General features: G+C 58.8%; 26 protein-coding genes and 1 other RNA gene. 10 read left to right on the top strand and 17 right to left on the bottom strand.

Going from position 1 to position 23,354, the window contains the following annotated elements:
• Positions 1 to 126 precede the first annotated feature (126 nt).
• The 8 genes from ybgC to ruvC all read right to left on the bottom strand — a co-directional run bounded on the left by ybgC (position 127) and on the right by ruvC (position 4,826).
• Positions 127 to 567, bottom strand: coding sequence for a tol-pal system-associated acyl-CoA thioesterase (gene ybgC, locus FHW77_RS01375; protein ID WP_004445735.1), 441 nt, complete (start codon positions 565 to 567; stop codon positions 127 to 129).
• The gene (locus FHW77_RS01370; protein ID WP_100911218.1) at positions 564 to 1,100 is read right to left on the bottom strand and encodes an NUDIX hydrolase; all 537 of its coding nucleotides are present in this window, start codon (positions 1,098 to 1,100) and stop codon (positions 564 to 566) included. Before FHW77_RS01370 ends, ybgC begins: the two co-directional genes overlap by 4 nt.
• The gene (locus FHW77_RS01365; protein ID WP_004445738.1) at positions 1,097 to 1,621 is read right to left on the bottom strand and encodes an NUDIX hydrolase; all 525 of its coding nucleotides are present in this window, start codon (positions 1,619 to 1,621) and stop codon (positions 1,097 to 1,099) included. Before FHW77_RS01365 ends, FHW77_RS01370 begins: the two co-directional genes overlap by 4 nt.
• A complete protein-coding gene (locus FHW77_RS01360; RefSeq protein ID WP_100911219.1) occupies positions 1,618 to 2,199 on the bottom strand; it encodes a DinB family protein in 582 nt (193 codons plus the stop codon). The genes FHW77_RS01365 and FHW77_RS01360 overlap by 4 nt, the downstream gene beginning before the upstream one ends.
• 33 nt (positions 2,200 to 2,232) lie before the next feature.
• Positions 2,233 to 2,451, bottom strand: coding sequence for a hypervirulence associated TUDOR domain-containing protein (locus FHW77_RS01355; RefSeq protein WP_077985921.1), 219 nt, complete (start codon positions 2,449 to 2,451; stop codon positions 2,233 to 2,235).
• 52 nt (positions 2,452 to 2,503) lie between these two features.
• Entirely contained in the window at positions 2,504 to 3,544 is a 1,041-nt protein-coding gene (gene ruvB, locus FHW77_RS01350) for a Holliday junction branch migration DNA helicase RuvB (protein WP_100911220.1), read from the bottom strand.
• A 122-nt stretch (positions 3,545 to 3,666) separates the two neighbouring features.
• Positions 3,667 to 4,284 carry a Holliday junction branch migration protein RuvA gene (gene ruvA / locus FHW77_RS01345; RefSeq protein WP_004445745.1) on the bottom strand — a complete coding sequence of 206 codons (618 nt, stop codon included), beginning with the start codon at positions 4,282 to 4,284 and terminating at the stop codon, positions 3,667 to 3,669.
• 29 nt (positions 4,285 to 4,313) lie between these two features.
• A complete protein-coding gene (gene ruvC, locus FHW77_RS01340; protein ID WP_004445748.1) occupies positions 4,314 to 4,826 on the bottom strand; it encodes a crossover junction endodeoxyribonuclease RuvC in 513 nt (170 codons plus the stop codon).
• A gap of 223 nt (positions 4,827 to 5,049) precedes the next feature.
• Here ruvC and FHW77_RS01335 point away from each other — a divergent pair, with 223 nt between their 5' ends.
• A complete protein-coding gene (locus FHW77_RS01335; protein ID WP_100911221.1) occupies positions 5,050 to 6,051 on the top strand; it encodes an LLM class flavin-dependent oxidoreductase in 1,002 nt (333 codons plus the stop codon).
• 55 nt (positions 6,052 to 6,106) lie between these two features.
• Here FHW77_RS01335 and FHW77_RS01330 read toward each other — a convergent pair whose 3' ends face one another.
• Complete coding sequence (locus FHW77_RS01330) at positions 6,107 to 6,853, bottom strand: YebC/PmpR family DNA-binding transcriptional regulator (protein WP_004445751.1); 747 nt, start codon at positions 6,851 to 6,853, stop codon at positions 6,107 to 6,109.
• A 198-nt stretch (positions 6,854 to 7,051) separates the two neighbouring features.
• Between FHW77_RS01330 and FHW77_RS01325 the strand changes: the two genes are divergently transcribed.
• Positions 7,052 to 7,555 carry a pyridoxamine 5'-phosphate oxidase family protein gene (locus FHW77_RS01325; RefSeq protein ID WP_004445753.1) on the top strand — a complete coding sequence of 168 codons (504 nt, stop codon included), beginning with the start codon at positions 7,052 to 7,054 and terminating at the stop codon, positions 7,553 to 7,555.
• A gap of 37 nt (positions 7,556 to 7,592) precedes the next feature.
• Here the strand turns inward: FHW77_RS01325 and FHW77_RS01320 are convergent, their stop codons facing one another.
• From FHW77_RS01320 to FHW77_RS01290, 7 genes are all read right to left on the bottom strand, one after another.
• On the bottom strand, positions 7,593 to 8,435 hold the full coding sequence (locus tag FHW77_RS01320) for an MBL fold metallo-hydrolase (RefSeq protein ID WP_034497294.1): 843 nt from the start codon (positions 8,433 to 8,435) through the stop codon (positions 7,593 to 7,595).
• Positions 8,436 to 8,547: 112 nt separating this feature from the next.
• A complete protein-coding gene (locus FHW77_RS01315) occupies positions 8,548 to 9,372 on the bottom strand; it encodes a TIGR00282 family metallophosphoesterase (protein WP_004445757.1) in 825 nt (274 codons plus the stop codon).
• A 72-nt stretch (positions 9,373 to 9,444) separates the two neighbouring features.
• Positions 9,445 to 10,062 carry a 5-formyltetrahydrofolate cyclo-ligase gene (locus FHW77_RS01310; protein ID WP_100911222.1) on the bottom strand — a complete coding sequence of 206 codons (618 nt, stop codon included), beginning with the start codon at positions 10,060 to 10,062 and terminating at the stop codon, positions 9,445 to 9,447.
• Positions 10,062 to 11,324, bottom strand: coding sequence for a hemolysin family protein (locus tag FHW77_RS01305; RefSeq protein ID WP_004445761.1), 1,263 nt, complete (start codon positions 11,322 to 11,324; stop codon positions 10,062 to 10,064). The genes FHW77_RS01310 and FHW77_RS01305 overlap by 1 nt, the downstream gene beginning before the upstream one ends.
• A 229-nt stretch (positions 11,325 to 11,553) precedes the next feature.
• Positions 11,554 to 11,712, bottom strand: a non-coding RNA gene (gene ssrS / locus FHW77_RS01300) — 6S RNA.
• Between the two features lie 76 nt (positions 11,713 to 11,788).
• Positions 11,789 to 12,166 (bottom strand): cell division protein ZapA, encoded by a 378-nt coding sequence (locus tag FHW77_RS01295; RefSeq protein WP_004445763.1) that lies wholly within the window; start codon positions 12,164 to 12,166, stop codon positions 11,789 to 11,791.
• A gap of 10 nt (positions 12,167 to 12,176) precedes the next feature.
• Positions 12,177 to 12,449, bottom strand: a complete 273-nt coding sequence (locus tag FHW77_RS01290) for a DUF4164 domain-containing protein (RefSeq protein ID WP_004445765.1) — start codon at positions 12,447 to 12,449, stop codon at positions 12,177 to 12,179.
• A gap of 324 nt (positions 12,450 to 12,773) precedes the next feature.
• Between FHW77_RS01290 and tkt the strand changes: the two genes are divergently transcribed.
• From tkt to FHW77_RS01265, 5 genes are all read left to right on the top strand, one after another.
• Positions 12,774 to 14,756, top strand: a complete 1,983-nt coding sequence (gene tkt, locus FHW77_RS01285) for a transketolase (protein ID WP_004445766.1) — start codon at positions 12,774 to 12,776, stop codon at positions 14,754 to 14,756.
• A 62-nt stretch (positions 14,757 to 14,818) separates the two neighbouring features.
• On the top strand, positions 14,819 to 15,829 hold the full coding sequence (gene gap / locus FHW77_RS01280) for a type I glyceraldehyde-3-phosphate dehydrogenase (RefSeq protein WP_004445768.1): 1,011 nt from the start codon (positions 14,819 to 14,821) through the stop codon (positions 15,827 to 15,829).
• Positions 15,830 to 16,144: 315 nt separating this feature from the next.
• Positions 16,145 to 18,010 (top strand): potassium/proton antiporter, encoded by a 1,866-nt coding sequence (locus FHW77_RS01275; RefSeq protein ID WP_035209187.1) that lies wholly within the window; start codon positions 16,145 to 16,147, stop codon positions 18,008 to 18,010.
• A 67-nt stretch (positions 18,011 to 18,077) separates the two neighbouring features.
• Positions 18,078 to 19,280: a phosphoglycerate kinase gene (locus tag FHW77_RS01270; protein WP_100911223.1), complete on the top strand. Its 1,203-nt coding sequence runs from the start codon at positions 18,078 to 18,080 to the stop codon at positions 19,278 to 19,280.
• A gap of 191 nt (positions 19,281 to 19,471) precedes the next feature.
• Positions 19,472 to 20,497, top strand: a complete 1,026-nt coding sequence (locus FHW77_RS01265) for a class I fructose-bisphosphate aldolase (protein ID WP_182590344.1) — start codon at positions 19,472 to 19,474, stop codon at positions 20,495 to 20,497.
• A 54-nt stretch (positions 20,498 to 20,551) separates the two neighbouring features.
• Here the strand turns inward: FHW77_RS01265 and FHW77_RS01260 are convergent, their stop codons facing one another.
• Positions 20,552 to 20,707, bottom strand: coding sequence for a hypothetical protein (locus FHW77_RS01260; protein ID WP_004445774.1), 156 nt, complete (start codon positions 20,705 to 20,707; stop codon positions 20,552 to 20,554).
• A 137-nt stretch (positions 20,708 to 20,844) separates the two neighbouring features.
• On the opposite strand from FHW77_RS01260, the gene FHW77_RS01255 reads away from it, so the two are divergent.
• The 3 genes from FHW77_RS01255 to rcdA all read left to right on the top strand — a co-directional run bounded on the left by FHW77_RS01255 (position 20,845) and on the right by rcdA (position 23,239).
• Positions 20,845 to 22,134: an MFS transporter gene (locus FHW77_RS01255; protein ID WP_004445776.1), complete on the top strand. Its 1,290-nt coding sequence runs from the start codon at positions 20,845 to 20,847 to the stop codon at positions 22,132 to 22,134.
• Positions 22,131 to 22,322: a DUF1192 domain-containing protein gene (locus tag FHW77_RS01250; protein WP_004445779.1), complete on the top strand. Its 192-nt coding sequence runs from the start codon at positions 22,131 to 22,133 to the stop codon at positions 22,320 to 22,322. The genes FHW77_RS01255 and FHW77_RS01250 overlap by 4 nt, the downstream gene beginning before the upstream one ends.
• A 401-nt stretch (positions 22,323 to 22,723) precedes the next feature.
• Positions 22,724 to 23,239, top strand: coding sequence for a protease adaptor protein RcdA (gene rcdA, locus FHW77_RS01245; protein WP_003506184.1), 516 nt, complete (start codon positions 22,724 to 22,726; stop codon positions 23,237 to 23,239).
• Positions 23,240 to 23,354: the final 115 nt, after the last annotated feature.

Here is a 23,354-nt window from a genome sequence, read left to right as displayed (position 1 = left end):
CAATAAATTTGGTGAAAGGAAGGCGTGCGCTGCACAAATGCCAGTTGCTAAAGTAAGACACCATTATGGTTAAAGGAGTGTTACAACCCGGCCACGCCCGGCGGATTTACTGATCCGGCCCGTCAATTACTTCAGAAATTTTTCCGCCACCGTCTCGGGAAGACGCCTTGGCCGGCCATTGGCATTGATGACGGCTATGATGACCTTGGCGGCGACGAGCAGCGTTTCACCGCGCCTGATTTCCTGATTGAGCACCATTTTTGCGCCCCCGGCCTTCTCGGTGATGGTGGTCACCGTCAGCACGTCGTCCATCCGGGCGGGGCTTTTAAAATCGATCTCCATGCGATGCACGACGAAGACCAGACCTTCTTCATCAGCGGTCAGAAGCGCACTTTGTTCGCAGCCGAGGCAACGCAGGTAATCGGTACGGCCCCGCTCAAGAAAATGCAGGTACCGCGCGTGATAAACCAGGCCGGAAAAATCGGTGTCCTCGTAATAGACGCGTTGCATCAGGCGGTGACCGTGTTCGATCAGTTCACCCGACAGCGAAACCAAAAGCTCGCTCATAATGTCTCCTTGGGATTTTCAATAGCGTCGGAGCGGCCCTCGCGGACAATCAGATGCTCGTGCCGCAGGGGCAACGCCTCGATGCACTCTGCGATGAAGCGCGGGCGCAGATCGTTCCTGATCAGCGCGGAAGTTCGTGAAGGCAGCCAGCGGAATTCGACCTCGATGCCATCCATCACCCTGTGGACGATGTGGTTTTCATGGAATGGCAGGGGATGGCCCAGCGAAACGAGATAATAAAATCCCAATTCATGGGCCGAATAACCGTCATAGGCGAAAAAGTTTTCGGCCGACCATAAAAGGCGCTCCACCGAACACGTCCGATCAAGCTCCTCACCGATCTCGCGAACAATGGTCTGCTCGGAGCTTTCACCGATTTCAGCCCGACCGCCAGGCAAGGCCCAGTAGTCATCCCCTGCGCCACGCTGCACCAGAAGATGATCACTCTGAAAAATGAGGGCTGCCACGCGCATGCTAAAAAGCTGCGGTCTGCGATCCAACCGGATCATGTGACGTTGGGGCGGAGAGGTCATTTATCGTCCAGATCGCCGTCGTGCCAGACGAGGTGTCGCGTGGCCCTGGGCAGGTTCTCTATTTCGTCGGCGATGAAATAGGGGGGAATATCGAGCTCCGTCAATGCCTGCCGGGTTGCCGCGACCCAGCGAAACTCAAGCTCGTTATCGCCATCCTGAACACGGTGAATAATGTCGGTGGGATGAAAGGCAAGCGTTTGCGGCAGGTCCATCAGGTAATAAAAGCCGAGTTCGTGCCAGTCCTTGCCTTCGTAATGGAAGAAATTTTCGACCGCCCAGAGAAGCCGCCCGATCTTGGCTTCCACACCGAGCTCCTCGACCATTTCCCGCGCCAGCGTTTCTTCTGAGCGCTCACCCATTTCGGCACGCCCGCCTGGAAAGGTCCAGAATTTTTCATGTGTGGCCCGGTGCACCAGGACGTGGCCATCGCGGAAGGCCAGCCCCGCCACCCGCATCTGGAAAATGCGCTTCGGCTTGAACTTGATGCGGATGCGGGTGTCCTGCTTGGTATTGTGTGTCATTGGGCGGGCCTGCGGGCTGGAAACATCAAATCGGTTTCCGTCCACCCTAATGCATCCATCTCGTCTTTTCTCGCCTTTGCATCATCTCCCACAATGAATTCATCCAGTTGCGGCGGCTTGACCGGGGTCCCGGACAGCATCGCATGCGCCTGCCCGCGATGATGCGTCTGGTGCTGGAAGAGATGCGACAGAACGTCGTCGCAGCGATCCTGCTGGATACGCCTGCCGCGGTGGATACTGACAGTAGCGGCGAGGCGATCTTCATCGAGCCCGTCGACAAGGGCAATCAACACCTCGTCAAGCTCTGTCTGGGCGCCTTGCAACGCTGGCATGTTGGCAAAGGGTTCCTCTACGGCAAAGGCGGCCAGTCCCAGTGTGCCGCCCTGCAACGCATCGATATAAAAGCGGTCGACAGTGTAGATATGATTGAGCGTCGCACGCAGCGTCGGGAAGAAACTGATGCGGCGGGCAACAAACTCCTCCTGCGAAAGCTGGAGACAGGCTTGATGCAGCCGGTAATTGGCGAGCCGGTTGTTGCGCGCAAGTTTGCGGAAAACCCGCAGCGGATCATAAGGCATCGGCATCCCTCCCGTAACACCTAACGGCGTCGTTCAATCGGTGCGTTCGAGCTCTGATCTGCTTTTCAGAACCTTGCCGCCATCTTCCTGTCCGATGAGATAAGCGGGTTCGTCTTTGCTGGCCTTACGCTTTATCGTGGAACCGGAAATCGTTCTTTCGACATCTTCGGTGAAGACTTCAAGGATTTTCCCTTCACCTGTACCCGTGCCCCAGTTCCAGCGGACCTTCGTACCCTTGCGATATCCAGACATGACCATCTCCGTGCCAAAGACGATCAAAGCCGGCAAGGCGGGTTTGTTCCCCTCAATCGTCCTCAAGCGTGAGCCGGAACTGTGCTGCCTCGAGATCCTTCGGCGGCTGCATGCCCAGATGTTTCCAGGCCGTGGCGGTCAGGATACGCCCGCGCGGCGTGCGCTGGATGAAACCCTGCTGGATCATATAGGGCTCGATGATATCCTCGATCGCGTCGCGCGGCTCCGACAGTCCAGCGGCAATGGTCTCGATGCCGACCGGGCCTCCGCCAAAATTGATGGCGATCATGGTCAGATACCGCATGTCCAGCTGGTCAAGACCCATATTATCCACCAGCAGCCGCGTCAAAGCCTCGTCGGCGATATCCCGGGTAACGGCTTCCGCCCGCGCCACCTCGGCAAAGTCGCGCACCCGGCGCAGAAGCCGTCCGGCAATTCGGGGCGTGCCACGCGCCCGCCTCGCCACTTCACGGGCACCCTCATCCGTCATGTTGAGACCCATCAGCCGCGCACCGCGACGGACGATAAGTTCCAGTTCATCAACCGTGTAAAAGGACAAACGCACGGGAATGCCGAAACGGTCGCGCAGCGGTGTCGTCAAGAGGCCGAGGCGGGTGGTGGCGGCGACAAGCGTGAATTTGGAAAGATCGATCTTCACCGAACGCGCCGCCGGGCCTTCCCCGATGATCAGATCGAGCTGGAAATCCTCCATCGCCGGATAGAGGATTTCTTCCACGGCCGGGTTGAGGCGATGAATTTCATCGATGAAGAGAACATCGCGCTCTTCAAGATTGGTCAGGAGCGCGGCGAGATCGCCCGCCTTGGCGATTACCGGCCCTGAGGTGGACTTGAAGTTTACTCCAAGCTCCTTGGCCATGATCTGCGCCAGGGTGGTCTTGCCGAGGCCGGGCGGGCCGACGAACAGCACGTGATCCAACGCCTCGCCACGATTCTTGGCGGCTTCGATGAAGACCTTGAGATTGGCGCGCGCCTCCGCCTGCCCGGTAAAGTCGTCGAGCGACTGCGGACGCAGGGTGGTGTCGATGTCCTCACCGCGCTTTTCCGGGGTGATCAGTCTGTCCGCATCGCTCATTCAGGGCATTCCATTATTTCTAGAATTCATGAGGTCGTCTTCGCCGCTATAACATGGCTGTCGCGCCAGGGCCCGTCACGAAATTCAACACCGCATCCGGACGCTTGTGTAACGGGCTCACCTTACCGTGAAAGCTCCTTCAGCCCCAGCCGGATCAGCTTGGCGCTATCCGCGCCCTCACCGCCATTTTTCAGCGCCGCGGCGACCGCATTGGCGGCCTGGTCACGCGAATAGCCGAGATTGGTGAGTGCAGATACGGCGTCCGCCACCGGCGCGGAAGCTACACCCTCCCCGAGTTCCTGCTTCAGTCCGATGGCCCCGGACGCCTCGCCCGCGAAAGCCGGGGCCTTGTTGCGCAATTCGGTCACGAGGCGCACGGCCACTTTGGGCCCAACCCCCGGCGCACGCGATATTGACGCCTTGTCCTGCAGCGCTATGGCATTGGCAAGTTCGGTGGGCGACAGGGTGGAAAGCACCGCAAGAGCGACTTTCGATCCGACACCCTGCACGCTCTGCAAAAGGTTGAACCATTCCCGCTCCAGCGCCGAAAGAAAGCCGAAAAGCTTGAGCTGGTCCTCTCGTACATAGGTTTCGATGAAGAGGATCACGGCCTCTCCGACGGAGCCTATTTTCGACAGCGTGCGCGCCGAACAATAGGCGACGTAACAGACGCCATGCACATCCACCAACACGTAATCCGTGCCGATTTCCTCGATGCTGCCCTTCAGTTTTCCGATCATGATCGCGCCCGCTGCAATGAGACTTAAAATTAACCGGCCGCCAGCAGCCGACGCATCCTGTCACCGCCGCGATTATGGGCGTGGCAGATTGCGATCGCGAGGGCGTCCGCCGCATCGTTACCCTTGAACTCGGCCTTCGGCATCAGGATTTTCAGCATCATGTGAATTTGCTGCTTTTCACCATGCCCCACGCCGATGACAGCTTTTTTCACGGCGTTCGGCGCGTATTCGAACACCGGCAAACCGGCACGCGCCGGAACAAGCATGGCAATGCCGCGCGCCTGTCCGAGTTTCAGCGTGGCCACCGCGTCCTTGTTGACGAAAGTCTGCTCCACAGCCGCCTCATCGGGCTGATGGCTGTGCACGATTTCCGCCAGGCCGTCATGAAGCTGGCAAAGCCGGGAGGCGAGATCCATGTCGCCATCTGAAGTCACCGTGCCGGAAGCGACGAAACGCAGGCTGTTTCCCAATGTGTCGATCACGCCCCAGCCGGTGCGCCGTAGTCCGGGGTCGATGCCGATGATCCGAATCGTCTTTTGCATGAGGTACCTTATCTTTCCGGCCGCGAGACTGCCAGCGATAAGTGAACAAAACGACAACATTCCCGGATACAGACGTCGAGTCAGGGCCAAAGTTGTCCCAGTACCGACCTTTGGCAAAGGCCAATTTTTTTGATCCATCCTTCAATTCTACGCGACTTGTCTGGTAAATCCGTAGACGCGCCTTACATCCGCTGCAAAGACCCAGATTACGCAGGAGCGTCGGATGATCCCCTTTTCCCTTCTCGATCTTTCGCCCATTGGCGAAGGCGAGAGCGTCAGCGCGGCGCTCGAAAACTCCCGCCGGATGGCGATCAAGGCTGAAGAACAAGGTTATATCCGCATATGGCTGGCCGAACATCATGGCATGCCCGGCATCGCAAGCGCCGCGACGTCGCTCGTTATCGCCCATGTGGGTGCGGCCACGAAACATATCCGCGTCGGCTCGGGCGGTATCATGCTTCCCAACCACTCCCCGCTCGTCATTGCCGAACAGTTCGGGACGCTTGCAGCACTTCTGCCCGGCCGGGTCGATCTTGGCCTGGGCCGCGCCCCCGGAACAGATATGCGAACCGCACGGGCGCTGCGCCGTAATCTCGACGCCGGTGCGGAGAATTTCCCGCACGACATCGTCGAATTGCAAAGATATCTCGGCCCGCCTCAGCAGGATCAGGCGATCCTCGCCGTACCCGGCATGAATTCGAACGTGCCTCTCTGGCTGCTCGGCTCCAGCACCTATAGTGCGCATCTGGCCGCAGCCCTTGGCCTGCCCTATTCCTTCGCATCCCATTTTGCCCCTGACATGCTGATGGAAGCGATCCATATCTATCGCGAGCGTTTCCAGCCCTCCGAGGTGCTGGACAAGCCCTATGTGATGGTGGGCGTGATGGGTGTCGGCGCCGATACCGACGAGGAGGCGCAGCATCTCTTTACCTCGTCACAGCAGCAATTCGTCAATCTGCGGCGCAATGTGCGGACGCAGTTCCCGAAGCCCGTGCACAGCATGGAAGGCTACTGGAACGAGATGGAGCGCTTCTCCGTGGAGCACACGTTGCGTTTTGCCGCCGTTGGCGCGCCTGAAACGATCCAGCGTCATCTCGACGGTTTTCTGGCTGAAACACAGGCTGACGAACTGATTGTCTCGATGCCGATCCACGACATCGAAAAGCGGCTGCGGTCGGTCGAGATTTTCGCCGACGTGCGGACATCCATCAAAAAGGCCGCCTAAACAAAAAGCCCCGGAGCGGATCGCTGCCGGGGCCTTTTTTAGGAACGTGAAAACGTCAGGCGGAAAGCTTGGCGAGAATTTCTTCCGACACTTCGAAGTTCGAATAGACGTTCTGCACGTCGTCATCGTCCTCGAGGTTGTCGATGAGTTTCATCAGCGACTGTGCCTTTTCTTCATCTACAGGTACCGTGTTCTGCGGCTTCCAGATGGCCTTGACGCTTTCGGCTTCGCCCAGCACGCCTTCCAGCGCCTTGGACACCTCGTTCATCGCTTCGAAACCGCAGATGATGATGTGGCCGTCTTCGGAAGATTCAACATCGTCCGCACCGGCCTCGATGGCCGCTTCCATCACCTTGTCTGCATCGCCGACTTCCGCCTTATAGGAAATCTCGCCGACACGGTCGAAGGAGAAGGAGACCGATCCGGTTTCACCCAGCGCACCACCAGCCTTAGTGAAGATGGATCGTACATTGGAGGCAGTGCGGTTACGGTTGTCGGTAAGCGCCTCGACGATGACGGCGACGCCGCCAGGGCCGTAGCCTTCGTAGCGGACCTCATCATAGTTCTCGCCTTCGGCACCCGCAGCCTTCTTGATGGCACGTTCGATATTGTCTTTCGGCATGGACTGGGCCTTGGCGTTCTGGATGGCCAGACGCAGGCGCGGGTTCATGTTCGGGTCGGGCATGCCCGTCTTGGCCGCAACGGTGATTTCGCGCGCAAGCTTGGAAAACATTTTGGACCGCACGGAGTCCTGCTTGCCCTTGCGGTGCATGATGTTCTTGAACTGTGAATGACCAGCCATGGAAAACCTGATTTATCGTAATTTGGAGATTGCGGGCCTTATAAGTGCGATAGGCTCATCGTTCAAGCCCGCAGGCGCTTTCTCTTGCCGCAACAACAGAAGGAACTGATTTATCCGCTCTTCGTTCTGATCATGAACGCGACGGAGAAGGCCATCTTGTCCACTCCGCCGCAGCCCCAAACCGGAAGGAGAAGACATATGGTCAGCCTGACTGAAGCAAGAGAAGCCCCGGCCCGCCAGCTCTGGGACGAGATCAATTCCGTCCATGCCGGCATGCTCGGCCTTGAGGGCCTGCACAGTCACATGCAGCCTATGGCGCCCCATGCTGACCCCAAGACCAACACGATCTGGTTTTTTTCCAAAAAAGACACGGATCTGGTAAAATCGCTCAAATCCGGATCCCGCGCGCATTTCTGCCTCGTGGGCAAGGATCATGATTATCACGCCTGCCTTTCGGGCGTACTCGAAGCGCGCGATGACAAATCAAAGATCGACGAATACTGGAATTCAGTCACCGCCGCCTGGTACGAGCACGGCAAGAGCGATCCGCAACTGACCATGCTGGCGTTGCATGTCGATGATGCCGATATCTGGGCTTCGACGGACAGTACGCTGAAATTCGGCTGGGAAATCGCCAAGGCAAACATGTCGGATGACAAGACGCCGGACGTCGGCGTTCGCCAGCACCTCACCTTCGCCTGAGAACCCGCTCCCCGAGCCTTTCCCCGCCCGTCGCCATTTACATGCCTTTCGGCACCAGTATCTGCGGCTGGCGGGGAAGGTTTCTCATCGAGACCCGGATGACCGGATCGCTCGCATAGGCGATAGCGAAATTTTCGCCAAACATGGTCAGAAACTGCTCCAGCGGCGGGCCGGTGCGATGCATCGGCAGGATCAGCGCAGAGCGCAGGCGCTTGACCACCCTGCTCATGCTGTCGGCCCCCATGGTCAGACCACCATCGACAGGCACCATCAACACATCCAGGCGGCCGATCTCGGCATAATGCGTGTCCGTCAACTCATGATGCAGATGGCCGAGATGGCCGATACACAGCCCGGCAACCTCGAAGATGAAGATGGAATTGCCGTTTTCCTGAAAAGACTCATAATCTCCCCAGCGGTTGCGGATGTCGGTTGAGACATTGCGGATGTAAACGTCGCCCACGAGCACCTTGTGCTCGGCTTTTTCTCCCGGCGTATCGCTCCAGCCATGCAGCACATATTGAATGGCCGGGTCCGGATTAAGGGTGAAATGTGTTGAATGCGCCCGGTTCATGGTCACCACCGTCGGCATGACGGGAGGGCGATAGACACCGTTATAATCCGTGGCAATCGTTACCCCGCCGGGACTTTCGATCAGGTAGGTGGAGTGGCCGATGAAGCTGATTTTCACCTCTTCCTTCGCCGTGGCCTGAGCCAGCTGAACATTGCGCGCATCGAAGCGCGCGAACATCACGCCCGGAATGGCGCTGGCGATCGCCTGGCACTGGCTGACGGGAGGACGGCTCGCCGACTGGGAGAAGGCCGCTCCCGAACAGGCGATCAGTCCTGTTATTGCAAGCATTAGCACGCGCAGCATCATGCCACTCCCCTGAACTTGCGAAGCTGAGAGGATGGGACAGGTTTTGCCGAGCGTCCAGTTACATCAGCAACTGAAGGCTGGCACTCTCGTCATTGTGAACGCTTCGGCGGGATCAAACCCAGAAGGAAGGCAGCGTTTCCGAAAGTCGCGGCCCGATGCGCAGCGGCGCAATTTTTTCCGCAAGCCCAGTCCGGTCGGAAATCTCCACCCCGACACCGCAGATCGTGGCAGGCCCGCTCGCTGCCTCAAAGCGGCCCTTCGGCATCTTGGAGATAAAGCGGTTGATCGGCTCTTCCTTGTCCATTCCGAGGGAACTGTCATAATCGCCGCACATGCCCGCATCCGACATGTAGGCGGTTCCGCCGTTCAATATCTGTGCGTCAGCCGTCGGAACATGGGTGTGGGTGCCGACGACGAAGCTTGCACGGCCATCCACGAAATGTCCGAAGCACTGTTTCTCGCTGGTCGCCTCGGCGTGAAAATCGAAGATGATGGCATCCGCCTGTTCCTTCAGCGGGCAGGCAGCAAGAATGCTTTCCGCCGACTTGAAGGGGTCGTCCAGCTCCGGATGCATGAAGACCCGCCCCATGATGTTGGCGACCAATATGCGTGCGCCGTTGCGGGCATAAAAAATGCCCGAGCCCTTGCCCGGCGTACCCTCGGGGTAATTGGCGGGCCGCAGGAACTGGTCATGGCGCTCGCAGAAGGAAACCGCCTCTTTCTGATCCCAGACGTGATTGCCGGTGGTGACAACATCGGCACCGGCATTGATGGTCTCGAGATAGATATCCTCGGTGATACCGAAACCACCAGCAGCATTCTCACCGTTGACGATGACGAAATCCAGCTTCAGATCGGAAATCAGCCCCGGCAATCGCTCCCAGACAGCCGTGCGTCCGGTCTTGCCAACCATGTCTCCGAGAAAAAGAAGCCTCATTCACCCGCCCCGATCTTGCGCATGTTTCGATATTTCGTCCCCTCTAACGGGTAATCCATCTTTTAAAAAGTGCTAAAGCGCCTTTTGCCCACTATCGGAGATCGACAACGGGGCGGAAAACCAGCGCAGACCGCTTTCTGTCAGAATGGCGTGAAGCGAGACATCGTGCGGCTCCGCGGGGATGTCTGCCACTTCCTGGCAGTCAAAGGCGACACCGATGAGAACGGGCTGTTTGCCCTTGGCGTGCAACCGCGCGATGGCGCGGTCATAATGGCCTGCGCCATAACCAACCCGTTGCCCGTGTCCGTCGAAGACAGACAGAGGTACGAGCAGTATATCGGGATCGAGAAGCTCCGCATCCTCACCCGGACCGGTCGTGCCGAAGCCGGTCTTCACCAGCGGCGTATCCCTCTCGAAAGCCCTGAAGACAATGGTTTCACGATCCAGCACAACGGGAAGGACGAGACGTCCACCCCTCGCCCGCAACGCTTCCATCAGCGGACGGGTATCCGCCTCCGAGCGGATCGGCATGAAGCCGGAGATGACGGTCCCCGGCACAAGGGGAATATCTGCGACACCGTGGGTGGTAATGAACTGGCTCTTCTCTTGCCGTTCCGCCAGTGTCAGAGCATCTCGCGCGGCGAGCCGTTCGCCGCGCAACCTTGCTTTTTCGGCAACGTCACCGGGCATCAGGCGGCCCGGCTCACGAGAACCTTGTCGATGCGGTGACCATCAAGGTCGATGACCTCGAAACGCCAGCCGTTGCGGGTTACATGTTCACCCAGTTCCGGCAGGCGACGGAACTCGTCCAGGACAAGTCCGGCGACGGTCTCGAACTCGGCGTCCTCATTGATCTGGAAGCCCATGCGATAAGCGAACTCATCGGCAGGCATCCAGCCGGCAACGAGGAACGAACCGTCCTCGCGCTCGACCATGGCCGGCTCTTCGTCGTCATCTTCCTGAAAGGCACCGGTAATGGCCTCCAGCACGTCGCCGGAGCTGATGATACCTTCGAAATGGCCGTACTCGTCATAAACGAGGACCATGTGCACGGTGGAGCGACGCAGCGACTGGATGACGTCAACGGCGCTCGTCAGGTCGGACACGACGGGCACCTCGCGCAGAAGCTCACGAATGTTGAGCTCCTTGCCGGAGGCCAGCGCATCGAAGGCGTCCTTGGCGAAAAGCACGCCAAGAATTTCGTCGGACGCGCCGTTGCGCACCGGCAGACGCGAACGCTGCGTCCCGCGAAGCTGCTCGCGGATTTCCTCGGCGCTGTCTTCGATATCGACCACTTCCACGTCGCGACGCGGCGTCATCAGGCCGCGCGCGTTGCGGTCAGCAAGGCGCATGACGCTGGTGATCATCGCCGATTCTTCGGTCTCGATCACGCCGGCGCTATGGGCTTCGGCCAGAACGGTGCGAATTTCATCGTCGGTAACCGACGCGTTGGATTCGCCACTATGGCCGAGAAGCGCCAGAATGGCCTTACCCGACCGGTCGAGCAGCCACACCAGCGGCGCGCCGACCTTGGACAGCAGCATCATGGTAGGCGCAACACGCGCGGCAATCTTTTCAGGATCTCGCAACGCAATCTGCTTTGGCACCAGTTCGCCGACGATCAATGACAGGTAAGTAATGGCGACGACGACCGAGCCGACGCCAATTGCATCGGCCGCACGGTCAGGAACACCCTGCTCCAGAAGCCACGCCGTAAAGCGGGCACCGAGCGTGGCGCCGGAAAATGCGCCCGAGAGGACGCCGACCAGCGTGATGCCGATCTGCACTGTAGAAAGAAAGCGTCCGGGGTTTTCGGAAAGGCTGAGCGCCTGTGTGGCGCCCTTGCTGCCTTGCGTGGCAAGCACCTTTAGCCTCGCCGGTCTGGAGGAGACAACGGCAAGCTCGGACATGGCAAGCACACCGTTCAATACGGTGAGCAGGACCACGATCATAATTTCAGTAAACAAGTTTAGCTCTTTGGGCTGTTGAACGGCACGTCGCGGTTTTGGCCGCAGCGCCCCTTTTTAAAGGGCATGACAGACATACCAATCCGGATAATAGGGAATTGTTCCGCCATTGCAATGACAGGAATATAAAAAAGCCGTGCCCGGCAGTTATGAAAAATGACTGTCGACTATCTCGAGGGTACAGGGAAGCATCGGAATTGTCCCGAAACTTCAAGCGCGTTCCACGGCGACCGATGGAGATTTACGATCCTGGGTGCCTACAAAAGTAGGTGGGCACCGTGTGTCCAGCCCCACGGGACTGGCCAGGGACAGCTCCCTTTGGATCGAGTATGGCCCCAGGGATTGTGGTTCCTGTCGAGAAGCGCAGAACGCATTCAAGATATAGGACGGATCGGGAAAAACCGCCAGAGGCGCAGAGCGAAATTTTATCGCTTCGGAATTCCGGATGATCAGTGTGCCGCCGGTTTTGGGCGGTCCAGCAATTTTTCGGTAATGCCGTTCAGCCGGTCGGCCAGATCGCCGATGGCAAGCGCCACCATCTCATCCGACTTCGCCTTGTGCTCGGCCATGCCATCGCGATTGCGGGAGAGGGATGCGACCTCACCTTCCAGCTTCTCGATCTTGCGGTTGAGCTCGGAAAGCTCGTCCATCACCATGATACCAGCCATCACCGTTAGCCTCAGGTCGCCGATTTCTCCGAACTGGCTCTTTAGATGCCCCACATACCGGTCGAAACGGGTGGCAAGGTCGGTCAGGTGGTCTTCCTGGCCTGCTTCGCACGCCATGCGATAGGCCTTTCCGTCGATCATAACAGTAACTTGCGCCATGATACCGCTCCTATCGATCCAGCACCGCGCGGATCGTCTCCATGGCCGTCACCAGCCGGCGCGAAACCTCGCGATTGACTTCTTCAAGACGGTTAGCGCGAAACTCGGCCTGGTCCAGTTCCTGCGCCAGTCTGGCGCGGTCAACATGGACGCGCTTCACCTCGTTATCGATCTCGCCGGTCTCTCTCTGCCGCTCGATACGCATATCGATGGCATTTTCGAGATTTGTGATGGCAGCATTCAGCTCCGTCAGCGCAGATTGTAAGGTCTTCTCAGCCGACATCGTTTTTTCCAACTCGCACGCCACCGGCCGAATCGTCCGGTTTCAGGCCATTTAAACGCTCACGAGGTTATTACCCGATTTACCATCCCGTCAATCAAACCAGTGCATTGTGGCGTTTTGCTCTGTGGATGAACGAAGAAACCGGGCCGGGCGGGACACGCAATCCGTTCCAGCCCCCGCTTTGCGAAACGATTTTTATCGACCGCAGAACCGCAATTGCCCGTCGATTTATTGACTTGCCTGCCTCACCTGCTATGGATCAACCCGCTTTTTGGATAGTTGCGTAAAACTATCTCCTTTCACCCGGAAACAGACGGAAAAGCCATGATTTCTCGCGACAAACACAACCGGATGGCAAATGCGATCCGCTTTCTTGCCATGGATGCAGTGGAGAAGGCCAATTCAGGCCATCCCGGTCTGCCGATGGGCGCCGCTGATGTCGCCACCGTTCTCTTTACCCGTTATCTGAAATTCGATCCCAAGGCGCCGCTCTGGCCGGATCGCGACCGTTTCGTGCTGTCGGCAGGTCATGGTTCGATGCTTCTTTACTCGCTGCTCTATCTTACGGGCTACGAGGACATGACGATCGACGAGATCAAGCGTTTCCGTCAATTCGGTTCCAAGACCGCCGGCCATCCTGAATATGGCCACGCCACCGGCATCGAAACGACCACCGGTCCGCTCGGCCAGGGCATCGCCAACGCCGTGGGCATGGCAATCGCCGAACGCAAGCTGGAAGAGGAGTTCGGCTCCGACCTGCAGAGCCACTTCACTTATGTACTGTGCGGCGACGGCTGCCTCATGGAAGGCATCAGCCACGAAGCCATCGCGCTTGCCGGCCATTTGAAGCTTAACAAGCTCGTTCTCTTCTGGGATGACAACAACATCACCATCGACGGCGAAGTTGGCCTCTCCGACAGCACCGATCAGATTGCCCGTTTCCAGGCGGTTCACTGGAACACCATCCGTGTTGACGGCCATGATCCGGATGCGATCGCCGCTGCCATCGAAGCCGCGCAGAAATCGGACCGCCCGACCTTCATCGCCTGCAAGACCGTCATCGGTTTCGGCGCGCCCAACAAGCAGGGCACCCATAAGGTTCACGGCAACCCGCTCGGCGCAGAAGAAATCGCTGCGGCCCGCAAGAGCCTGAACTGGGAAGCCGAAGCTTTCGTCATTCCGGAAGACGTGCTGGATGCATGGCGTCTTGCCGGTCTGCGCTCCACCAAGACGCGTCAGGACTGGGAAGCCCGCCTCGAAGCCGCTGAAGCCGGCAAGAAAGCCGAGTTCAAGCGCCGCTTCGCCGGCGACCTGACGGGCAATTTCGATAGCTCGATCGATGCTTTCAAGAAGAAGATCATCGAGAACAACCCGACCGTTGCGACCCGCAAGGCCTCGGAAGACTCGCTCGAAGTCATTAACGGCGTGCTGCCGGAAATGATCGGCGGTTCTGCCGACCTGACGCCGTCCAACAACACCAAGACCAGCCAGATGAAGTCCATCACACCGACGGACTTCTCCGGCCGTTACCTGCACTACGGCATCCGCGAACACGGCATGGCTGCTGCCATGAACGGCATCGCACTGCATGGCGGTCTCATTCCTTATGCAGGCGGCTTCCTGATCTTCTCGGACTACTGCCGTCCGTCGATCCGTCTTGCTGCCCTCATGGGCATCCGTGTCGTCCACGTTCTGACGCATGATTCCATCGGCGTTGGCGAAGACGGCCCGACCCACCAGCCGGTGGAGCAGATCGCTGCCCTTCGCGCCATTCCGAACCTGCTCGTCTTCCGCCCGGCGGATGAGACCGAGACGGCGGAATGCTGGCAGCTGGCGCTGGAACAGAAGCATCGTCCGTCTGCGCTGGCCCTCACCCGCCAGAATCTCGCTCCTTCGCGCAAGGAATATGAAGAGAAGAACCTGTCTGCTTACGGCGCCTACGAACTCGTCTCCGCCAGCGACGCCAAGGTTTCGATCTTCGCTTCCGGTTCGGAGGTCGAAGTGGCTCTGAAAGCGGCCGCAACGCTGAAGGACAAGGGCGTATCCGCCCGCGTCGTTTCCGTTCCCTGCTTCGAACTCTTCAAGGAACAGCCGGAAACCTATCGCAACGCCATCATCGGCAAGGCTCCGGTCAAGATCGCGGTGGAAGCCGCCATCCGCCAGGGCTGGGATTATTTCATCGGTAACGATGGCGCTTTCGTCGGCATGCACTCCTTTGGAGCGTCCGCGCCGGCGAAGGATCTCTTCAAGCACTTCGGTATCACGGCAGAAGCTGTCGTCGCCGCAGTCGAGGCAAAACTTGCGTAAGGGCTTCCCAAGCCCTCACCATTCAGCAAAGACCAAGCCCATTCTTGATCGGGAGACTGTAAATGACTGTAAAAGTTGCCATTAACGGCTTCGGCCGCATCGGCCGCAATGTTTTGCGCGCCATCGTCGAATCCGGCCGCACCGATATCGAAGTCGTCGCCATCAACGACCTCGGCCCGGTTGAAACCAACGCTCACCTGCTGCGCTACGATTCGATCCACGGCAAGTTCCCGGCCGACGTCAAGGTCGAAGGCGACACCATCATCGTTGGCGGTGGCAAGCCGATCAAGGTGACGGCCGTTCGCGACCCGGCAACGCTGCCGCACAAGGAACTGGGCGTCGATATCGCGCTTGAGTGCACCGGCATCTTCACGGCCCGCGACAAGGCTGCTGCCCATCTGACGGCCGGCGCCAAGCGCGTCATCGTTTCGGCTCCCGCTGACGGCGCCGACCTCACCGTCGTCTTCGGTGTCAACCATGACCAGCTGACGAAGGATCACCTCGTCATCTCCAACGCATCCTGCACCACCAACTGCCTCGTGCCGGTCGTGAAGGTTCTCGATGACGCCGTTGGCATCGATCATGGCTTCATGACCACGATCCACTCCTACACCGGCGACCAGCCGACGCTGGACACCATGCACAAGGATCTGTACCGCGCCCGCGCCGCAGCCCTGTCCATGATCCCGACCTCGACGGGCGCCGCAAAGGCTGTTGGCCTCGTCCTGCCACACCTCAAGGGCAAGCTTGACGGCACGTCGATCCGCGTTCCGACCCCGAACGTATCGGTCGTCGACTTCAAGTTCGTGGCCAAGAAGAGCACGACGGTTGCCGAAATCAACGCAGCCATCAAGGCGGCTTCCGACGGCCAGCTGAAGGGCATCCTCGGCTATACCGACGAGCCGCTGGTTTCCCGCGATTTCAACCACGACAGCCACTCGTCGATCTTCGCCAATGACCAGACCAAGGTCATGGAAGGCAACTTCGTGCGCGTCCTGTCCTGGTACGACAACGAGTGGGGCTTCTCCAACCGCATGTCGGATACCGCTGTCGCCTTCGCGAAGACCATCTAACGAATACCCATCAGTCGATGCATTCCGGCGGGAGCGATCCCGCCGGATTTTTTATTCCCGGTTTTCCTCTACAGTGCCGCCATGTTTTCAATTTCCTGCCTTTGTCTGGTCCATTTTGAAACGGACAAGGGACGCAGGGATAACGGTCGTGCGCAATGCACTTCGGCCCTGCCGTATCTTTCGATACACCCCGCCTTGCGTTACCTTTCAACGCCGCCGACCGAGCGCTGACAGACCGCAACCCGTGGCGCATTGACTGCGAACGTGCAGAGCAATCATTGCGGTGGCCAGCGCGGCGTGAAAGAGGCGGTGGACGTGGAATCATTTTATCTGTTGTTGCTGGTGGCAACTGTTCTCGTCCTCGTCGCCGCCTTCTCGAGCCTCATCGCCTACCGCTTCGGCGCGCCGCTGCTGCTGCTCTTCCTTGTGATTGGACTTGCTGCGGGTGTGGACGGACTCGGTATCGAATTCACCAACAACCCTCTCGCCTATATGCTCGGTTCGCTGGTACTTGCCGTCATCCTGTTCGACTCCGGGTTTGGCACGTCGATCCAGTCTTTCCGGCTTTCCGCGGCACCGGCAATGGCGCTTGCCACGGTCGGCGTTATTCTCACATCCGTCTTTTTCGCGGGCGCAGCCGCCCTCCTGCTCGGGCTCTCCTGGCTAGAGGGCCTGCTGCTCGGTGCCATTGTCGCCTCCACCGATGCGGCAGCGGTGTTTTTCCTGCTGCGCATCGGCGGCATCCACATCCGCGATCAGGTGCGCTCCACGCTGGAGGTCGAATCCGGCACCAACGATCCAATGGCCATCTTCCTCACAGTCGCCCTGGTCGAGATCATCGCCAAAGGACAGGGCCTGGCCGGTATCGACAGCGGTTTTCTGCTGCTTTTTGTTGAGGAAATGGGCCTCGGTGTGATCGTCGGCGTGCTGGGCGGTCTCATGATCGCCGCCGTGGTCAACCGTTTTGCCGCCGATCGGGGACTGGCGCCAATCTTTGTGCTTGCGCTGGCGCTGCTCGTGTTTTCCTTCACCGGCACGATTGGCGGCAGCGGCTTTCTGGCGGTCTATGTCGCCGGCATTGTCGCCGGCAATCGCAGGATCTTCGCCAAGGAAACGATCCGTCGCTTCCACGAAGGGCTGACGTGGCTGGCACAGATCATCATGTTCCTGATGCTCGGCCTGCTTGCCACGCCGTCGCAGTTTCCTGCAATCGCAATTCCAGCCATCCTGCTGGCGCTGTTCCTGATCTTCGTCGCCCGTCCGCTCGCGGTCTGGCTCAGCCTCATGCCGTTTAACTACACCCAACAGGAAACCTCTTTCGTCGCCTGGGTGGGCCTGCGCGGCGCCGTCTCCATCCTGCTTGCCATCATGCCCATCCTCGGCGGACTTGATGACGCCCAGATCTATTTCAATGCCGCCTTCATCATCGTGCTGGTATCGCTCCTCGTGCAGGGCTGGACCATCAAACCGGTGGCAACAAGGCTGGGGCTGATCGTGCCGCCACGCATGGGCGAGGTGGACAAGCTGGAGGTTGACCTTCCCGGCACGGCCAATCACGAACTGATTTCCTACCGCGTGGCAAAGGGCAGCGCCATCCTGCAGGGCGAGCGCATTCCCCGCTGGGCGATGCCTTCGCTGGTGGTGCGTGACGGTAAATCGATTCGCTACCAATATGCCGGGCGACTGCGTGAAAATGATCTTGTCTATCTCTTCATCGCCCCCGGTTATTCCCGCCTGATCGACCGGCTCTTCGCGAGCGCCCTGCCCGTCGCCGATGACGACGCCGATTTCTTCGGCACCTTCGCGATCTCTCCCGCCCGGCCGGCGAAGGAGCTTGATGCCGCCTATGGTCCCGGCCTGCTTGCGCCAGCAGAACAGGCAATGAGCATCGCAGAACTCATCGAGACACGTCTTGCCGGACGGGCCGATTATGCCGACCGCGTGCGCCTCGGCTCCATCGTCCTGATCGTGCGAACTTTGGACGAACATGAGGCGATAGCTGGTGTCGGAATTTCGCTGGAGCCGGTCGAACCGGCTACCACCCTGCCGATCTTCATCAGCTTCTCGGAAATTTTCAAACGGGTGCGCGACTATCTGGCGCAGCGGCGTCAGTCGCGTTCCACCGCTACCGCACAAGACGTGGTCGCACCTTCAAACACCGTGAGAGAAAATGAAGCCTGACCGGCTTGCGTCGGCAATCAGGCATAGTATGGTCCCTGCCGAACTCGCAACAAATCAGGATCGACCTATGCCCGCTTTCAAGACCACCGATGACCTCAACGACATTGCCGGAAAGCGCGTTCTCGTCCGCGTTGATCTCAACGTGCCGGTCGCGGATGGCAAAGTTACGGACAAGACCCGTATCGAGCGGGTCGCGCCGACCATTCTGGAACTTTCCAAGAAGGGCGCAAAGGTTATTCTGCTTGCCCATTTTGGCCGTCCGAAGGGCGAACCCGCGGCTGACATGTCGCTTTCCCAGATCGTACCAGCAGTTGAGGAAGTGCTGGACCATGCCGTCTCCTTCGCGTCCGACTGCATCGGCGCGCCGGCGGCGGAAGCCGTTGCGAAACTGAATGACGGCGACATCCTGCTTCTGGAAAACACGCGCTTCCACAAGGGCGAAGAAAAGAACGATCCCACCTTCGTCGAGGCTCTGGCGGCCAATGGCGATATCTATGTCAATGACGCCTTCTCCGCCGCGCATCGCGCCCACGCCTCCACCGAGGGCCTCGCCCGCCACCTGCCCGCCTATGCCGGCCGCACCATGCAGGCCGAGCTTGAGGCTCTGGAAAAGGGCCTCGGCCAGCCGGTGCGTCCCGTCGTCGCCATCGTCGGCGGCGCGAAGGTTTCAAGCAAAATCGATCTTCTGATGAACCTCGTGAAGAAGGTCGATGCCCTCGTCATCGGCGGCGGCATGGCCAACACCTTCCTCGCCGCCCGTGGCGCCCAGGTTGGAAAATCGCTCTGCGAGCACGATCTGGCCGAAACCGCAAAGCAGATCATGATCGAGGCCGCGACTTCCGGCTGTGCCATCGTGCTGCCGGAAGACGGCGTCGTTGCCCGCGAATTCAAGGCCGGTGCGGCCAGTGAAACGGTCGACATCAATGCCATTCCCGCTGACGCCATGGTGCTCGATGTCGGCCCGAAATCGGTTGAAAGCATCAAGGCCTGGATTTCACGCGCGGAAACGCTGGTCTGGAACGGGCCGCTCGGCGCCTTCGAAATCGAACCCTTCGATGCAGCCACCGTGGCTGCCGCAAAACATGCCGCGGAATGCACGAAGGCCGGCAAGCTCGTCTCCGTCGCAGGCGGCGGCGACACCGTGGCCGCGCTCAACCATGCCGGCGTTTCCGAGGATTTCTCCTATGTTTCGACCGCCGGCGGCGCCTTCCTTGAATGGATGGAAGGCAAGGAACTGCCGGGCGTTGCCATCCTGACCGCCGCCAAGTAAACTTATCTCACTTGCCTGACACGAGGCCGGACAAGCGATGCTTGTCCGGCCTTGTTTTTTGGTAAGTGCACGCGGGAGGAAAAGTTTCAAACGATTGAAATCATTTCAATCGTTTCAATGAGTTAGCGTGCCATTTCCCTGCCCTGGAACTTCTGTTATCGGAAATTTATTGTGCCTTGGGAGAATAGCAAATGACCGAACGTCTCGAAGACATCGCAATCAAAATGGTCGCCGACGGCAAGGGCCTGCTCGCCGCCGACGAATCCACGGGAACGATCAAAAAGCGTTTCGACGGCATCAATCTGGAGTCCACCGAGACCGCCCGCCGCGACTATCGCGAGATGCTGTTCCGTTCCGACGACGCCATGAAGAAATATATCTCCGGCGTCATTCTCTATGAAGAGACCCTGTTCCAGAAGGCTGCCGACGGCACACCTTTCGTTGATATCATCAAGGCGGCTGGCAGCCTGCCGGGCATCAAGGTGGATATCGGCGCCAAGCCGATGGCCTTCCACCCGCATGAATTCATTACCGAAGGCCTCGACGGTCTTTATGAGCGCCTGCGCAAGTACCACGAAGCCGGTGCGCGCTTCGCCAAGTGGCGTGGCGTCATCACCATCGGTGAACAGCGCCCGAGCTGGGGTTCGATCAAGGCAAACTCCCAGTCGCTCGCCCGTTATGCCGCTCTCTGCCAGCAGGCGGATATCGTGCCGATCGTTGAGCCTGAAGTCCTGATGGATGGCGAGCCGGGCACGCATGACATCGACCGCTGCGCGGAAGTCACGCAATGGGTTCTGCAGACCGTCTTCGCGGACCTGTTCGACGCCCGCGTGAACCTCGAAGGCATGATCCTCAAGCCGAACATGATCATCGACGGCAAGCAGGCCCGCAAGGCTTCCGTCGAGGAAGTGGCGGAAAAGACCGTGAAGGTCTTGAAGGCGACCGTACCTTCCGCCGTTCCGGGCATTGCCTTCCTTTCCGGCGGCCAGTCCTCCGAAGAGGCAACGGCGCATCTCTCCGCCATGAATTCCGGTTATGACCTGCCCTGGTCTCTCACCTACTCCTACGGCCGCGCGCTTCAGGATACGGCCCTCAAGACCTGGGGCGGCAAGCAGGAGAATGTCGCTGCCGGCCAGCGCGCCTTCACGCACCGCGCCGCCATGAACAGTCTGGCGGCCAAGGGCAACTGGAAGCAGGAACTCGAAAAGGCAGCCTGAGGCTTCGCTCCAGAGCTTTAGTGAATGAAAGCCGCCTCCCGGGGCGGCTTTTTCTTATGGGCGCAGAAGCAGCGTTACCGACCAGATGACAAAGGCGGCAACCGCTATCTTCCAGCAATCGCCCCGTTTCTTCAGCCCCGGCAGGCCGAGCGGCCGGATAATCTGGACGGCCATGGCCAGCAGTAAAAAAAGGCCGATCGCCTTCGTCATTTATTGAGCCTTTTCTTTATTTCTGCATCGTCACAGGCTGGACATTTTTACCGTTCACCAGAAGAGTGCAACTCATTCGGGTAACTCCCGTTGTATGACCTGTCCGACCGTCCGTCCGAACGCATGAGAGTGTTGTCATGAGCAGAAATCTTCTACCCGTATTCGCTCTTTTATCCAGCACTCTGTTTCTCTTTCTCGGCAACGGTCTTCAGGGCCTCGTGCTGCCAGTGCGTGGCTCGGCAGAAGGTTACTCCAACGAGATCCTTGGTTTCCTCGGAACCTCCTGGGCTGCGGGCTTCGTTGTTGGTTGTTTTGTCGCGCCGGCCATCGTGCGCCGTGCTGGCCATGTGCGGGCTTTTGCGTCTTTCGTCGCATTGGTATGCCTGACCGTGCTCATGACCGGTCTCATCGTTGATGACGTCTGGTGGATTACGCTACGTGCTCTTACCGGCTTCTGCACCGCCGGCACCTCAATGATCATCGAAAGCTGGCTGAACGAGCGTGCCACGAACGAAAGCCGCGGCATGATCTTTTCACTCTATATCGCCATCACGCTTCTGGGCGTCGTGGCGGGACAGATGATCGTGCCGATGGGAGATATCAGCAATACCTCGCTGTTCATGATCTGCGGCATCATTTATTGCATCGCCATTCTGCCGGCAACGCTTTCAAAGGCGGCCAGTCCACAGCCTTTGCAGAAGGTGAAACTGGATTTGCCGGCGCTCTATCGCAACTCCCCGGTCTCCTTCGTCGGCATTTTGATGATCGGCATCGCCAACGGTGCGTACGGCACGCTCGGCGCCGTCTTCGGTGCCCGAGCAGGCCTGGATCCGACCATGATCGCCATCATGGTGTCCGTCACGATTTTCGTCGGCGCATTGGCGCAGTTCCCGGCGGGTCGCCTTTCGGACAGGATAGACCGTCGTTACGTGCTGGCCGGCCTCGCGGGGCTTGGCGCCGTCGCGGGACTTGCGGTCGCAGCCGTGCAGCCGCATCATGTCTACGTTCTAATTCCGATGATCGCCGTTTACGGTGCAGCCGCCAATGCGCTCTATCCCATAGCCGTGGCGCACGCCAACGACTTTGCGGCGTCCGAGGATTTCGTCAAGGTTTCAGGCGGGTTGCTGTTGCTTTACGGCGTCGGCACCATTATCGGACCGACGCTCGGCGGCGCTGTCATGACCTATTCCGGGCCCTATGCGCTGTTTCTGGTCACAGCCGTCGCCCATATTTTGATTACTGCCTATGCCATTATCAGAAGCCGCAGGCGCGCCGCGCTTTCAACCGACGAGAAGGACAATTTCTCGACGATGATGCCGACGACGCCTTCGCCGCTGGTGACACCGGAGAGTATTGCGCTTGACCCGCGCGCACCGCAATATCCCGGCGAGGATGGGGACTACGTGGAAAAAGGAGCAGGCATATGAGCCTCTTTGACGACGACCGCCCGCAAAAACCCGCTGCACACCAGATTGGCAGCGATCTCAGCCTCCTCTCCGTGGACGAACTGGACAGCCGGATCGAGCTTCTCCAGGCCGAAATCACCCGACTCGAAGAGGAAAGAAAGCGGAAATCCGCGGGAAGACAGGCGGCGGAGAATCTTTTCCGATCCTGATGCGCGTTGACCAATAAACCCGGCCCGCACGTGCCTAACGGCAGAAGCGGTTCAACGTGCGTTCCAAAATAAGAGGTTTTGGGTCAGTCTTTCGTTTACCATTAACCAAAAATTAAGCTTTCTGAGAGATTACTATACATGTCCAGTTCTTCTGGATTTCAGGCATCTTCTCCATTCGGCGAATTGGTCTGATTTTTCTCCCTGTTTTACCTTGAGAGCCGCTTTCGCGGCTCTTTTTTTGCCGCCGCCGGCTTCGGTAAAACTGTGGGTATTAACCCTTCTTTAATAATTGCCTTGCGCATTTCAGGTAAAGATACCATCCTGAAAACACTAAAGGCCGGAACAAAATATCCGGATCGTCGTTGCCTGACAGTGTGGTGCGTGAGCAGGGATTTAAAGAAATGTCGGAACAGGTTTTAAATACCATAAGCTTTGCGGGGCGCGCGGCTGCTTCCAACCAGTTCAAGACCCTCTATACCGAAGGCATGACCCTGGTCGAGGAAACTGCAAGCTATCTCGACGGCGCCGGCCGCGCTGCCTCGAAAGTTTTGCCGCGCATGGCCTCAGTGCTTTATGCCGCGGAATCGATGCGCCTCACGACTCGCCTGATGCAGATGGCCTCCTGGCTGCTTCTCCAGCGCGCCGTCAACAACGGTGAAATGACCCGAGATCAGGTTTTGAGCGAGAAGAATAAGGTTCGCCTCGACAGCTTTAACGTCGACCGCAACGCGCCCGGCTGGAACGACCTGCCGGAGTCCTTCCGCGATCTTATCGAGCGCTCGCTGCGTCTCCAGAACCGCATCGCCTTGCTCGACCGCGAAATCTATCGCCCCTCCGAAGCCGCGAAGGTGCCGGACAATGAGAACAGCGTTCAGGCGCAGCTCAACCTTCTGCGCACGGCTTTCTCGATCAACTGAGAAAACACCACATTGAGTGGACAATTTGAAAGCAGGCTCACCGGCCTGCTTTTTTTGTTTCAGCGGTCATGCGGGTAGATGCCGACGCCAAAACAGCGCAACAAAAAAGCCCGGT

Origin of the sequence: Agrobacterium sp. RC10-4-1, from assembly GCF_014138475.1 — a bacterium.
Taxonomy (GTDB): domain Bacteria; phylum Pseudomonadota; class Alphaproteobacteria; order Rhizobiales; family Rhizobiaceae; genus Agrobacterium; species Agrobacterium pusense.
The sequence above is the reverse complement of the archived record's forward strand: the minus strand, read 5'-3'. Positions and strand labels throughout refer to the sequence as shown.

Bases quoted from the DNA above. Each gene is read 5' to 3' on its own strand.
- tkt (WP_004445766.1), top strand. From the start codon at position 12,774: ATGATTTCTCGCGACAAACACAACCGGATGGCAAATGCGATCCGCTTT.
- ybgC (WP_004445735.1), bottom strand. From the start codon at position 567: ATGAGCGAGCTTTTGGTTTCGCTGTCGGGTGAACTGATCGAACACGGT.
- FHW77_RS01260 (WP_004445774.1), bottom strand. From the start codon at position 20,707: ATGACGAAGGCGATCGGCCTTTTTTTACTGCTGGCCATGGCCGTCCAG.
- FHW77_RS01310 (WP_100911222.1), bottom strand. From the start codon at position 10,062: ATGCCCGGTGACGTTGCCGAAAAAGCAAGGTTGCGCGGCGAACGGCTC.
- FHW77_RS01335 (WP_100911221.1), top strand. From the start codon at position 5,050: ATGATCCCCTTTTCCCTTCTCGATCTTTCGCCCATTGGCGAAGGCGAG.
- FHW77_RS01270 (WP_100911223.1), top strand. From the start codon at position 18,078: ATGCCCGCTTTCAAGACCACCGATGACCTCAACGACATTGCCGGAAAG.
- ruvB (WP_100911220.1), bottom strand. From the start codon at position 3,544: ATGAGCGATGCGGACAGACTGATCACCCCGGAAAAGCGCGGTGAGGAC.
- FHW77_RS01325 (WP_004445753.1), top strand. From the start codon at position 7,052: ATGGTCAGCCTGACTGAAGCAAGAGAAGCCCCGGCCCGCCAGCTCTGG.
- FHW77_RS01365 (WP_004445738.1), bottom strand. From the start codon at position 1,621: ATGACACACAATACCAAGCAGGACACCCGCATCCGCATCAAGTTCAAG.
- FHW77_RS01370 (WP_100911218.1), bottom strand. From the start codon at position 1,100: ATGACCTCTCCGCCCCAACGTCACATGATCCGGTTGGATCGCAGACCG.
- FHW77_RS01305 (WP_004445761.1), bottom strand. From the start codon at position 11,324: ATGATCGTGGTCCTGCTCACCGTATTGAACGGTGTGCTTGCCATGTCC.
- FHW77_RS01315 (WP_004445757.1), bottom strand. From the start codon at position 9,372: ATGAGGCTTCTTTTTCTCGGAGACATGGTTGGCAAGACCGGACGCACG.
- FHW77_RS01295 (WP_004445763.1), bottom strand. From the start codon at position 12,166: ATGGCGCAAGTTACTGTTATGATCGACGGAAAGGCCTATCGCATGGCG.
- ruvA (WP_004445745.1), bottom strand. From the start codon at position 4,284: ATGATCGGAAAACTGAAGGGCAGCATCGAGGAAATCGGCACGGATTAC.
- FHW77_RS01360 (WP_100911219.1), bottom strand. From the start codon at position 2,199: ATGCCTTATGATCCGCTGCGGGTTTTCCGCAAACTTGCGCGCAACAAC.
- gap (WP_004445768.1), top strand. From the start codon at position 14,819: ATGACTGTAAAAGTTGCCATTAACGGCTTCGGCCGCATCGGCCGCAAT.
- FHW77_RS01250 (WP_004445779.1), top strand. From the start codon at position 22,131: ATGAGCCTCTTTGACGACGACCGCCCGCAAAAACCCGCTGCACACCAG.
- ruvC (WP_004445748.1), bottom strand. From the start codon at position 4,826: ATGCAAAAGACGATTCGGATCATCGGCATCGACCCCGGACTACGGCGC.
- FHW77_RS01290 (WP_004445765.1), bottom strand. From the start codon at position 12,449: ATGTCGGCTGAGAAGACCTTACAATCTGCGCTGACGGAGCTGAATGCT.
- rcdA (WP_003506184.1), top strand. From the start codon at position 22,724: ATGTCGGAACAGGTTTTAAATACCATAAGCTTTGCGGGGCGCGCGGCT.
- FHW77_RS01330 (WP_004445751.1), bottom strand. From the start codon at position 6,853: ATGGCTGGTCATTCACAGTTCAAGAACATCATGCACCGCAAGGGCAAG.
- FHW77_RS01355 (WP_077985921.1), bottom strand. From the start codon at position 2,451: ATGTCTGGATATCGCAAGGGTACGAAGGTCCGCTGGAACTGGGGCACG.
- FHW77_RS01255 (WP_004445776.1), top strand. From the start codon at position 20,845: ATGAGCAGAAATCTTCTACCCGTATTCGCTCTTTTATCCAGCACTCTG.
- FHW77_RS01265 (WP_182590344.1), top strand. From the start codon at position 19,472: ATGACCGAACGTCTCGAAGACATCGCAATCAAAATGGTCGCCGACGGC.
- FHW77_RS01320 (WP_034497294.1), bottom strand. From the start codon at position 8,435: ATGATGCTGCGCGTGCTAATGCTTGCAATAACAGGACTGATCGCCTGT.